The sequence below is a fragment of the Pseudochelatococcus lubricantis genome, from assembly GCF_042432495.1.
GTDB lineage: Bacteria > Pseudomonadota > Alphaproteobacteria > Rhizobiales > Beijerinckiaceae > Pseudochelatococcus > Pseudochelatococcus lubricantis.
Genome location: NZ_JBHLXC010000002.1, coordinates 482,581 through 495,002 on the forward strand (window position 1 = coordinate 482,581; position 12,422 = coordinate 495,002).

The following is a 12,422-nucleotide window of genomic DNA, read 5'->3' on the forward strand; positions in this document are numbered from 1 at the left end:
ATCATGTTCTCCAGAGGGATAAAAAACCATGTCTATTATCGGTCAGGAAAGAATTGTATCAGCAACGCATTGTATTGACGGCGAAGTACATGCCAGGCGTCCGGCGAGGCGCGGTCTCCGGCCGCGCGCGCTGCTGGGCGGCCTCGCGCTCCCGGTGCTGATGCTGGTCGCAGGGTTTTCGGCGGCGCCCGCCTCCGCCCGGACAGTGACCGCCGTGATGCACTCAGACCTGCGCGTCCTCGATCCGGTCATCACCACCGCGCATATCACCCGTGACCACGCCTACATGATCTACGACGTGCTGATCGCGGTCGACGAGAATTTCAAGCCGCAGCCGCAGATGGCGGACTGGCAGGTATCCGGCGACGGCAAGGTCTACACCTTCACGCTGCGCGACGGCCTGAAATTCCATGACGGCGCCCCCGTGACGGCGGCGGACGCGGTCGCCTCCCTCCAGCGCTGGGCCAAGCGCGATGCGGGCGGCCAGCTCATCATGGACATTACGGCGTCGCTCGAAGCCAAGGACGACAAGACGCTGGTGTGGACGCTCGACAAGCCTTTCCCGCCGCTGCTCGACACCATCGCCAAACAGTCGGCGCTGCCGCCCTTCATCATGCCGGCGCGCATCGCGGAGACCCCCGCGGACACCGCCATCAAGGAGCATATCGGCTCCGGCCCCTTCAAGTTCGTGCCGGAGGAGTTCCAGCCGGGCGTCGGCGTCTCCTACGTCAAGAACACGGACTACGTGCCGCGCAGCGAACCGGCGAGTTGGCTCGCGGGCGGCAAGGTCGTGAATGTCGACAAGGTGCGGTGGCTCACCATGACCGACGGCCAGACCGCCGTCAACGCGCTCGCCAGCGGCGAGATCGACTACATCGAGCAGGTTCCGGTCGATCTCGCCCCGCTCCTCGACGGCGACGACAAGGTGGTGCTCGAACTGCGCGACCCGCTCGGATACCAGACGATGGGCCGGCTCAACTTCAAGCACCCGCCGTTCGACAACCAGAAGATCCGCCAGGCCGCCCTGCTCGCGCTCTCTCAGGAGCCGGTGCTGGCGACGATGATGGGCGATCCGAAGTTCTACAAGCCCTGCGGCGCGATCTTCGGCTGCGGCACGCCGCTCGCGTCCGAGGCCGGGGCCGAGACGCTCATCGCCAAGGGCGACCCCGAGCGCGCGAAGGCGCTGCTCAAGGAGGCGGGCTACGACAATACGCCCGTCGTGCTGATGCAGCCGACCGACGTCTCCAGCCTCACGGCCCAGCCCGTGGTCGCGGCCCAGCTGCTGCGCGCCGCCGGCTTCAATGTCGACATGCAGCCGATGGACTGGCAGACGCTGGTCGGCCGGCGCGCTTCCCAGGCGGCGCCAAAGGACGGCGGCTGGAACGTCTTCTTCACCAATTGGCAGATCCCGGAAATCGCCGGCCCGTTGAACAACGTGATGCTGAACGGGCGCGGCGACACGGCCTGGTTCGGCTGGCCGCAGGATGCCGAGATCGAGAAGCTGAAGCAGGAGTTCATCGCGGCGGCGACGCCGGAGGACCAGGCGAAGGTTGCTGCGCGGATCCAGGCCCACGCCATGGAGAATGTCCTCTACATCCCCCTCGGCGAGTACAACCCGCCCCAGGCGCGGCGCGCCAGCGTGACGGACATGATCCGCGCGCCGATCCCGGTGTTCTGGAACCTCAACAAGGCGGAATGAACCGCCCCCGTCCAGCACGGGCGGCGTCGCGCTCGGCGCGGCGCCAATAACAACCGGCCCCCTCCCTGACAACCCGGACAGCGGCAAGCCGCCACGTCCGGGAACGGGACGGTCATGGCCGGAAGGAGGAAAAGGCCGGCGGGAACGCCGGACGTGTCCCGGGCGGGTCTCCCCCTTCAACAACCATTCGGCGAGCGAGGATCGACATGCTGGCCTACATTCTCAAACGGATCGCTGCCGTCATTCCCGTCATGTTGCTGGTCGCGGTGTTCGTGTTCCTGCTGCTGCGTCTCACCCCCGGTGACCCGGCTGCGATCATCGCGGGCGATGCCGCGACCCCCGCCCAACTGGAGCGCATCCGCGAGGCCATGGGGCTCAACCAGCCGATCCATATCCAGTTCATCACCTGGATGGGCGCGCTGTTGCAGGGGGACCTCGGCGTCTCTCTCATCTCGGGCGTGCCGGTCATCGATATGATGAGCCAGCGCCTTGGGCCGACCATTTCCATCGCACTGCTCACCATCACCATTTCCGTCGTCCTCGCCATCCCCATGGGCGTGGCGGCGGCGTGGCGGCGGCGCTCCTGGGTCGACTACTGCGTCATGAGCTTCTCCGTGCTGGGCTTCTCGATGCCCGTGTTCCTGGTCGGCTATCTCCTGCTGCTGCTGTTCGCCGTGAACCTCGGCTGGCTGCCGGTGCAGGGCTTCACGCCCATCAGCAAGGGGATCGTGCCGTTTCTCGAACGGGCCATCCTGCCGGCGCTGACGCTGGCCTCCATCTACATCGCGCTCATCGCCCGCATGACGCGCGCCAGCATGCTGGAGGTGCTGGGCGAGGACTATGTGCGCACGGCGCGCGCCAAAGGCGCGGGAGAACGGCGCGTGCTGTTCATCCACGCGCTGCGCAACGCCGCCATTCCCATCGTCACGATTGTCGGCACCGGCTTCGCGCTGCTGATTTCCGGCGTCGTCGTCACCGAGAGCATCTTCAACATCCCGGGAATCGGGCGCCTGACGGTGGATGCGGTTCTGGCGCGGGACTATCCCGTCATCCAGGCCATGATCCTGCTGACGAGCGCGATCTACGTCCTGATCAATCTGCTCATCGACATTTCCTACACCATTTTCGATCCGAGGATCCGTTACTGATGGCCCAGACAACCCGCCCCTCCGGGATGCGATCCATCCTGCGCTTCCTGCCGCTGCCCCGTGTGGCGGCCCTCGGGATCGGTCCGACCATCGCCGCCGTCGTGCTGCTCCTCATCATCGTCGTGACGATCCTGTCGCCGTGGCTGGCGCCGCACGACCCCATGGCCATGTCGCCGCTCCAACGGCTGAAGCCCGCGAGTGCCGACTATATCCTCGGCACCGACGCCTACGGCCGCGACCTCCTCTCCCGCGTCATCATCGGCGGCCGCATATCGCTGTTCATCGGCATCGCGGCGGCGGCGGTCAGCGTGGCGCTCGGCGTGCTGATCGGCCTGGTGGCCGGCTTCTTCCGCGGGGCCGACGCCGTCATCATGCGCATGATGGACGCGCTGATGGCCATGCCCTCGATCCTCATCGCCATTGCCCTCGTGGCGCTGAACGGCCCGAGCATCGGCTCCGTCGTCGCGGCGATCACCGTTCCGGAAATACCCCGCGTCGTGCGCCTGGTGCGCGCCGTGATCCTGACGGCACGCGAGGAGCCCTATGTCGAGGCCGCGGCGGCGCTGGGATCGAGCACGTTCAAGATCCTGTTCCAGCACCTGCTGCCGAATACGATGGCGCCGATGATCGTGCAGGGCACGTATATCGTCGCATCCGCCATCCTGACCGAGGCGATCCTCTCGTTCCTCGGCGCGGGCGTCAGCACCGAGATCCCGACCTGGGGCAACATCATGGCGGAAGGGCGCACCTTCTTCCGCATCAAGCCCTCGCTGGTGCTGTGGCCGGGGCTGATGCTGACGCTGTGCATCCTCTCGATCAACCTGCTCGGCGACGCCGTACGCGATACGCTCGATCCCCGTCTCAAGATGCGCGAGGGCTGAGGCATGAAACTGCGCAACCGCGACTTTTCCGGCGCCCCCGTCGTGCTCGACATCGAGAACCTCGTGGTCGGCCTGGCCCACACGTCGAAAAACGAACCATTCCTGCACGGCATCTCGCTGCGCATCCGCAAGGGGGAGACACTCTGCCTCGTCGGCGAATCCGGCTCGGGCAAGTCCGTCACCTCCCTCGCCACCATGGGGCTGCTGCCGAAGGGCTCGCTCGCCGTGCGTTCCGGACGCATCTCGCTTTCGGGCGAGAACCTGCTCTCGCTCGGCGAGGCGCAGATGCGGGAGATGCGCGCCACGCGACTGTCCATGATCTTCCAGGAGCCGATGACCGCCCTCAACCCGGTCATGCCGGTCGGCCGGCAGATCACCGAAGTCCTCGACCTCCACACCCGGCTCGGCAAGGACGAAAAACGCGCCCGCGTGCTCGACATCATGCGGCAGGTGCACCTGCCCGACGTCGAACGCATCTACCGCTCCTTCCCGCACCAGCTTTCCGGCGGGCAGCGCCAGCGCATCATGATCGCCATGGCGCTGATCCTCGAACCCGTCCTGCTCATCGCCGACGAGCCGACAACCGCGCTCGACGTCACGACCCAGAAGCAGATCCTCTCGCTGATCACCGAATTGCAGGAGAAGCACGGCACGGCCGTGCTGTTCATCACCCACGACATGGGCGTGGTGGCCGAGATCGCCGATTCCGTCTGCGTCATGCGGCATGGGCGGGTGGTGGAAAGCGGCCCGATCGGAGATATCCTGCGCACCCCGCGGGAACCCTACACGCGCGACCTGCTCGACGCCATCCCCGGCCTGACGCCCCGCGTGCCCCGCCCGGAGCCGAAGGAGCCGCCGGTCATGGAGGTGAGCGACCTCGGCAAGACCTATCATGCCGGCTCGCTGTTCAACCGGCGGCCGCCGGTGAAGGCCGCGCAAGGCGTCACTTTCACGCTGAAGCGCGGCCGCACGCTCGGCATCGTGGGCGAATCCGGCTCCGGCAAGTCGACGGTCGCGCGCTCGATCATGCGCCTCATCGACCCCACCGAGGGGCATGTTTTCCTTGAGGGCCACGACATCGCCTATCTGCCCCACCCGCAGCTCAGGCGCCATCGCAAGCACCTGCAGGTGGTGTTCCAGGACCCCTTCCGCTCGCTCAATCCGCGCTGGACCATCGAGAAGAGCCTCACCGAAGGCCCGCTCAACTACGGCATCAGCCGGGATGACGCTGTCGCGGAGGCGCGGCGCCTGCTCAAGATCGTCTCGCTGCCCGAGGACGCCCTGAACCGCTACCCGCACCAGTTCTCGGGCGGACAGCGCCAGCGCATCGCCATCGCCCGTGCGGTCGCGCTGCGTCCGGACGTGCTGGTCGCGGACGAGGCCGTCTCCGCCCTCGACGTGTCCGTGCAGGCGCAGGTTCTCGACCTGCTCGCGGAACTGCAGCAAGCGGTCGGCATCGCCATCATCTTCATCACCCACGACCTGCGCGTCGCCGCCCAGATCTGCGACGACGTCATCGTCATGCAGCGCGGCGTCGTCGTGGAACAGGGACCGGCCGCCGAGGTGCTCGCGCATCCCCGCCACGAGTACACCCGGACGCTCATCGACGCGGCGCCGGGGCGCTTCTGGGATTTCGCCGGCCGTCGCTATCTGGAAGCCAGCTAACATGAGAAACAGAGGGCCAGCACATGCCTGTCATTCCCGCGATACATGAACGGTCGGCCGATCTCCTTTCGATCTTCGAGGACCTGCACCGGCACCCGGAACTCGGCTTCGAGGAAAGCCGCACCGCCGCCGTCGTCGCGGACAAACTGCGCTCGTGGGGGTTCGACGAGGTCCACACCGGCATCGGCACGACCGGCGTCGTCGGCATCCTGCACGGCCGGGGGACGCGCGGCGGCGCCGGCAATCGCCGCGTGGGCGTGCGGGCCGACATGGACGCGCTGCCGATCGAGGAGGCGTCCGGCGTCGCCTACACTTCCGGTAACCCCGGCAGGATGCACGCCTGCGGACACGACGGCCACACCACGATGCTGCTCGGCGCCGCGCAATATCTCGCCGCCAGCCGGGGCTTCGCCGGCACCGCCGTCTTCGTCTTCCAGCCCGCCGAAGAGGGGCTAGGCGGCGCGCGCCGCATGCTGCAGGAGGGATTGTTCGAACGCTTTCCCTGCGACGAGATATACGGCATGCACAACCAGCCGACCGGCAAGCCCGGCCATGCCACGCTGCGCAAGGGGGCGGCACTGGCCGGCGCCTCGTTCTTCGACATCCATCTCCGGGGCCGGGGCAGCCATGCCGCCATGCCTCATCAGGCGCGCGACGTGCTGGTGATCGGCGCCGACCTCATCCAGCAGTTGCAGAGCATCGTCAGCCGGAACGTGCGCGCCACGGATGCGTGCGTGGTCTCCTGCACGCAGTTCCACACCGGTTCTGCGTACAACGTCATCCCGGAAACGGCCACGATCACAGGCACGATCCGCTTCTTCAGCACCGACGTGCGGGACCTCGTCCAGTCGCGCATGCGCGCCATCTGCGAGGGCCTCGCCCTTGGCCACGGCATCACCATCGACGTCGCCTTCCATGAGATCTTCGACGTGCTGCTCAACGACGCCGAACTCTCCGATGCCTATCTGGCGGCCGCCGCCGACGTGGTGGGCGCCGGGAACGTCGCCGAGGAAGATGCGCCCTTCATGGGCAGCGAGGACTTCGCGGACATGCTGCGGCGCGTGCCGGGCAGCTACCTCAATCTCGGTCACGCCGGGACCGTTCCCCTGCATAACCCCGCGTTCGTGCTGGATCCCGACATCCTTCCCGTCGGCGCCTCCATCTACGCGCGCATCATCGAAACCCGATTGCCCATCGACAAGGAACCGACGGCATGAGCGCCCTCAATCTTCCCTTCGACATCGACGACATGGTGAACCGGCTGCGGCCCTGGATCACGTGTGAAAGCCCCACGTTCGACGCCGCCGCCGTCGACCGCATGATGGACGTCGCCGCCTTCGACTTCGCGACGGCCGGTGCGCATGTCGAGCGCATCCCGGGGCGCCTGGGCTACGGCGGGTCGCTGCGTGCGCGCTTCCCCCACCGGGACTTCGGCGCGCCGGGCATCCTCGTCTCGGGCCACCTCGACACCGTGCACCCCGTCGGCACCTTGGAGAAGCTGCCCTTCCGCCGGGAGGGGGACCTTTGCTACGGCCCCGGCATCCAGGACATGAAGGCGGGCAATTTCGTCGCCTTCGAGGCAATCCGCCAGCTCGTGCGCGCCGCCCTGGTAACGCCGCTTCCCGTCACCTTCCTGCTCACTCCCGACGAAGAGGTGGGCACGCCCTCGACGCGCGAATTGATTGAACAGGAAGCCTTGAAGAACCGCTACGTCCTCGTTCCCGAGCCCGCGCTGGCCGACGGCGGCGCAGTCACCGGCCGCTATGCCATCGCCCGCTACAACCTGCGGACCACCGGCCGCCCGAGCCACGCGGGCGCCGCTTTGGCGGAGGGGCGCTCGGCCATCGCCCGCATGGCACAGAAGATACTTGAAATCGAGGCGATGACGACCGACGACTGCACCTTCAGCGTCGGCGTCGTTCATGCCGGGCAATGGGTGAACTGCGTCTCTTCCTCGTGCGAGGCCGAAGCGCTGAGCATGGCGAAGAAGCAGGAGGATCTGGACCGGGGCGTCGAGCGCATGCTCGCGCTGGCGGGCGAAGCCGGCGATGTCGTCTTCGAGGTGACACGCGGCGTCACGCGGCCGGTGTGGGAGCCGGACCAGCCGGGCACGATGGCGCTCCACGCCGTCGCACGCGACATCGCCCGGGAAATCGGCTTCGAGCTTACCCATGCGAGCGCCGGCGGCGGCTCGGACGGCAATTTCACCGGCGCGCTCGGCATTCCCACTCTCGACTCGATCGGCGTTCGCGGCGCGGGCCTGCATACGCTCAACGAGCATATCGAGGTCGCGAGCCTGCGCGAGCGCGCGCAGCTCTTCGCGGGCCTGTTCACACGCCTGCGATAACGCGGCCGGACCACGACACGGCGCGCCCCTCAAGAAGGATGAACCAGCCATGCCCGGAAACGCCCCCGCCCCGATCGTCGTCGAGGGGTTGCAGGAACCCGTCGAGATCGCCGTCGACACATGGGGGGTGGCGCACATCCGGGCGCGGAACCGGGACGACCTGTTCTTCGCCCAGGGCTGGAACGTGGCCCGCGACCGGCTATGGCAGATCGACCTGTGGCGAAAGCGCGGACTCGGCCTGCTCGCCGCCGATTTCGGGCCGGGCTATCTGGAGCAGGACCGGGCCGCGCGCCTCTTCCTATACAGGGGCGACATGGCGGCGGAATGGGCGGCCTACGGCAGCGACGCGCAGGCCATCTGCGCGTCCTTCGCCGCAGGCATCAATGCCTATATCGCCGGCATCGAGGCGGGCGCGCACCCCCTGCCACCGGAGTTCGCGGAACTTGGCAACGCGCCTTCCCGCTGGGCGGCGGAGGATGTCGTGCGCATCCGCAGCCATTCCCTCACCCGCAACGCGACGTCGGAGATCCTGCGCGCCCGGCTGACCGCGCGCGCAGGCGCCGCGGCGGACGAACTGCGCCTGCGACGCGAGCCGCCCGTCGTACCGCAGACCGCTCCCGACCTCGATCTCGCCTCCCTGCCGCTTGCGATCCTCGACGACTTCAATCTCGCGGTCGCCCCGGTGAGCTTTTCGGCACAGCGCCTCGCGGCCACGCCGGCGGAAGCCTCCCGGTGGCGGAGGGTCGCGCCCACCGGGGAAATCGTCCAGGCGGTCCAGTCGGAAGGGTCGAACAACTGGGCCGTGTCGGCGGAAAAATCCGCCACCGGGCGGCCCATCCTGGCGCTCGACCCGCACCGCATCCACACCCTCCCCTCGATCCGTTACGTCGTCCACCTCTCGATGCCCGGCTTCGACGCCATCGGCGCGGGAGAGCCGGCTGTGCCGGGGATCTCGATGGGGCACAACGGCACCGCCGCGTTCGCGCTGACGATCTTCGGCGCCGATCAGGAAGATGTCTTCGTCTACGACACGCACCCCGACGATCCGCTCAGCTACCGCTTCGGCGATGGCTGGGAGAGGATGACGGAATGCGTCGAGGACATCCCCGTCAGGGGAAGCGGGTTCGAGCGGCGCAGCCTTTACTTCACCCGCCACGGCCCGGTGATCCACCGCGATCCCGCCGCCCGCCGCGCCTACGCGCTGCGCACCGTGTGGACCGACGCCGGCATGGCGCCCTACATGGCGAGCCTCGCAGTGATGCGGGCACGTAGTTTCGATGCTTATACGCAGGCGCTGCGCGGCTGGGGCACGCCGTCGGTGAACCACGTCTATGCGGACTTGGCCGGCACCATCGGCTGGAAGCCGTCCGGCGCGACGCCGCTGCGCGAGGGCTGGAACGGCCTGCTGCCCGTGCCGGGCGACGGCCGCTATGCATGGGTGGGCTACCTCGCGCCCGAGGACGGCCCCGTGGAAAGGAACCCGGCACGCGGCTTCATCGCAACGGCGAACGCCATGAACGTGCCCGCGGATTGGGCCGCGACCCATCCGCCCATCGGTTACGAATGGCTCGACGCGAGCCGCTCGGACCGCATCCACGACGTGGTGTCGCGACGGGACAAGGTCACGCTCGACGATTGCGCGCGGCTCCAGAACGACACTTTTTCCGTCTCCGCCGCGCGCCTCGTCTCCCTGCTGGGGGAACGCTACCGGGCAGGCGGAGACGCGGCATCGGCGCACGCCCTTCTGCGGGCGTGGGATGGCGACCTGCGGGCCTCGTCCGGCGCGGCGGCGCTTTTCGAGATATGGCTCTCGCGCCATATCGGCAATGCGCTCGGCCGCGCCGCGGGGCTCGCCGACGAGGACCTGCCGCTGCTCCAGCCCGTCAACCTGCCGGCGATCGCCGACTGGGTGCGGGCGGCGGACGAGGACGTGCTGCAGACCACGCTGGACGCGACCCTGTCGGCGGCCTGGGCCGAGTGCCGGTCGCTCATGGGGGAAGACCCGGCAGCCTGGGCCTGGGGCGACATCCACCGGCTGTCGCTGAAGCATCCGCTTGACGGCATCGCCGAGGGCGCCGCCGTGTGGTCGATGCCGCCGGTGCGGCTCGGCGGCAGTTCCTCCACCCCCAACTACGCGGGTTACCGCGCCTCGAACCTCGACGTCACGACGGGACCCTCGGTGCGCATGATCATCGACGTCGGCGGCTGGGACAACAGCCTGTTCGTCAACACGCCGGGCCAGTCCGGCCTGCCGGGCTCACCCCACTACGGCGATCTCGCCACCGCCTGGCGCGACGGCGAATACTACCCGCTCGTCTACAGCCGCGACGCCGTCGACGCCGCCACCAGGCAATTGTTCGTGTGCGTGCCGGGATAGTGTTTCCGTCGTTTTGATTGCATCGAACGGCATACACGCCGGGCGCGGTCAGGCGCGACGGGAAGATCGCTTCATATGCCGACGGATTGCATCAATTATTTGACATAATTGATGTTTCTGCGGCACCTTGCGTTGCGGCCGGCAATCTGTGTAAGCCCGGGACCGGACTTTGAGCATCATCGTCCCGCTTATGCGATAGCCTATGCCTTGCCGGAACGGTCACGGACCCGGCTGGGACAGGCGCTGCCCGTCCTTATGCCGTCGCCACGCGGCGGCCGTGCTCGTCCACCACGCGCTCGCCATCCTCCTTCGTGAACGCGCCCCGCTGGGGCGGCAGCAGATCCAGCACCTCTTCGGACGGACGGCAGAGCCGCACCCCCTTCGGGCTGACGACGACGGGCCGGTTGATCAGGATCGGATGCGCCAGCATGGCGTCGAGAAGCTGGTCGTCGGTCAGGCCCGGATCGTCGAGGCCAAGCTCCGCATAGGGCGTGCCCTTCTGACGCAGGAGGGCGCGGACGGGCATGCCCATGCGCTTTATAAGTTGCTGGAGCATCGTCCGTGTCGGCGGCGTCTTCAGATATTCGATGACGTGCGGCTCGATACCGGCGTTGCGGATCATGGCGAGCGTATTGCGCGACGTGCCGCAGGCGGGATTGTGATAGATGACGACGTCCATGATTCACCTCATGCCGAAACTCACCTCGGACCGGGGCGACGTGGCCCTCGCTCCGGCCGATCTCCCGCAGCTTCCTGCCAGGCGTCGCCTTGTCAAGGCTTTCGATGGGGGAGCGACAGACATGCGGCTTCCAAGATGACGAAACGGGGTGACGAATGCCGCCTCCCTCCCGATACCCGCCCCTCGAAGGCGACTGTCAGTTCTTTGCTTACATATTCTTTGACGCCATGTAAGCAATTGGTTTACATGCGCCTTCCGGGCTTCGATTGCCGCATGGTTTCGACCCCATGCGCCATGCCGTCCATGTCAATGGCCCGTTCTTGATCGCCCCGTCCATGATCACTAACAGTCTTTCGCTATAATGAAGTTGCATATGTTTGAGCCAGTTGCCTATAAAACAAGGAATATCAGCCCGTTCGGCGGTGCGCGCTACGCGGTTGCCCCGATGCTCGACTGGACTGATAAACATTGCAGGTTCTTTCATCGCCTGCTGTCGCGCCGCGTCCAGCTCTATACGGAGATGGTGACGACCGGCGCCATCCTGTTCGGCAACAAGGCGCGATTTCTGGATTTCTCACCCGCGGAACACCCGATCGCGGTGCAGCTTGGCGGCTCCGACCCCGGCGAGCTGGCGAAGGCGGCGCGCATCTGCGCGGACTGGGGGTATGGCGAGATCAACCTCAACGTCGGCTGTCCGTCCGACCGCGTCCAGAACGGGCGGTTCGGCGCTTGCCTGATGCGCGAGCCTGCGCTCGTCGGCGATTGCGTGGCGGCGATGAGGGGTGCCGTCTCCATTCCCGTCACCGTCAAATGCCGCATCGGGGTCGACGATCAGGACACGCAGGAGGCTCTCGACGCCCTCGCGGAGGCCGTGGTGCAGGCGGGCGTCGACGGGCTCGTGGTGCATGCGCGCAAGGCGTGGCTCTCCGGCCTCAGCCCGAAGGAGAACCGGGACATCCCGCCGCTCGACTACGCCCGCGTCCACCGCCTCAAGCAGGACCGGCCTGGGCTGCCCGTCATGCTGAACGGCGGTCTCGCCACGCTAGCGGCGGCGGAAGATGCGATTCGCGACGGCGTCGAGCGGCCGCTCGACGGCGCCATGATCGGACGGGCCGCCTACCAGAACCCGGAGATCCTGCTCGGTGTCGACGCCCTGCCACCGCCGGGAGAGGCGCCCGCACCGGCGCCCGTGGCGGACGGGTTCGAGGCCATCGACGCCTTCATGCCCTATGTGGGGGCGCAGCTGCAGGCGGGTGTACGCCTCAACCAGATGACGCGCCACCTGCTGGGGCTGTTTCCCGGCCGGCGCGGGGCGCGCCTCTTCCGCCGCCACCTCGCGACGGAAGCCGTCAGGCACGGCGCGGGCCTTGAGGTGCTGCGCGCGGCTGTCGCCCTCGTCAGCCGTGAGCCGGCCGGCGAGGCTGACGAAGGCGCCCGCCAGGCCGCGCTGCCGCAGGGCGCCTCCTGATACTTGTCGGCAACCGGGCTTCACCGCGGGCCGATTAGCCGGGCTCGTCGGCCCGCGGATATGAGATCCGCGCCCGCAGATTCATGCCGGGGCCCCCGCCACGCATTTGGGCCTTGCATCCGCGCGCACGGCGCGCCATGACACAAGAGAGGTTCGAC

Annotated in this window: 9 protein-coding genes; 8 read left to right on the plus strand and 1 reads right to left on the minus strand. The window is 67.7% G+C overall.

Annotated elements, in window-relative coordinates:
• The first annotated feature begins 160 nt into the window (after positions 1-160).
• The 7 genes from ACFFJ7_RS05080 to ACFFJ7_RS05110 all read left to right on the plus strand — a co-directional run bounded on the left by ACFFJ7_RS05080 (position 161) and on the right by ACFFJ7_RS05110 (position 10,117).
• Positions 161-1,699: an ABC transporter substrate-binding protein gene (locus tag ACFFJ7_RS05080; protein ID WP_166948865.1), complete on the plus strand. Its 1,539-nt coding sequence runs from the start codon at positions 161-163 to the stop codon at positions 1,697-1,699.
• A 206-nt stretch (positions 1,700-1,905) separates the two neighbouring features.
• Positions 1,906-2,847 carry an ABC transporter permease gene (locus tag ACFFJ7_RS05085; RefSeq protein ID WP_377590949.1) on the plus strand — a complete coding sequence of 314 codons (942 nt, stop codon included), beginning with the start codon at positions 1,906-1,908 and terminating at the stop codon, positions 2,845-2,847.
• On the plus strand, positions 2,847-3,728 hold the full coding sequence (locus ACFFJ7_RS05090) for an ABC transporter permease (RefSeq protein WP_166947801.1): 882 nt from the start codon (positions 2,847-2,849) through the stop codon (positions 3,726-3,728). The genes ACFFJ7_RS05085 and ACFFJ7_RS05090 overlap by 1 nt, the downstream gene beginning before the upstream one ends.
• Positions 3,729-3,731: 3 nt before the next feature.
• Complete coding sequence (locus ACFFJ7_RS05095) at positions 3,732-5,393, plus strand: ABC transporter ATP-binding protein (RefSeq protein ID WP_377590950.1); 1,662 nt, start codon at positions 3,732-3,734, stop codon at positions 5,391-5,393.
• A gap of 23 nt (positions 5,394-5,416) precedes the next feature.
• Positions 5,417-6,610 (plus strand): M20 aminoacylase family protein, encoded by a 1,194-nt coding sequence (locus tag ACFFJ7_RS05100; RefSeq protein ID WP_377590951.1) that lies wholly within the window; start codon positions 5,417-5,419, stop codon positions 6,608-6,610.
• Positions 6,607-7,740, plus strand: a complete 1,134-nt coding sequence (locus ACFFJ7_RS05105) for a M20/M25/M40 family metallo-hydrolase (RefSeq protein WP_166947807.1) — start codon at positions 6,607-6,609, stop codon at positions 7,738-7,740. The genes ACFFJ7_RS05100 and ACFFJ7_RS05105 overlap by 4 nt, the downstream gene beginning before the upstream one ends.
• Positions 7,741-7,789: 49 nt before the next feature.
• The gene (locus ACFFJ7_RS05110; RefSeq protein ID WP_377590952.1) at positions 7,790-10,117 is read left to right on the plus strand and encodes a penicillin acylase family protein; all 2,328 of its coding nucleotides are present in this window, start codon (positions 7,790-7,792) and stop codon (positions 10,115-10,117) included.
• A gap of 253 nt (positions 10,118-10,370) precedes the next feature.
• On the opposite strand, the gene arsC is transcribed toward ACFFJ7_RS05110, so the two are convergent.
• The gene (gene arsC, locus ACFFJ7_RS05115) at positions 10,371-10,796 is read right to left on the minus strand and encodes an arsenate reductase (glutaredoxin) (RefSeq protein ID WP_377590953.1); all 426 of its coding nucleotides are present in this window, start codon (positions 10,794-10,796) and stop codon (positions 10,371-10,373) included.
• Positions 10,797-11,169: 373 nt separating this feature from the next.
• On the opposite strand from arsC, the gene dusA reads away from it, so the two are divergent.
• Complete coding sequence (gene dusA / locus ACFFJ7_RS05120; RefSeq protein ID WP_377590954.1) at positions 11,170-12,264, plus strand: tRNA dihydrouridine(20/20a) synthase DusA; 1,095 nt, start codon at positions 11,170-11,172, stop codon at positions 12,262-12,264.
• Positions 12,265-12,422 lie beyond the last annotated feature (158 nt).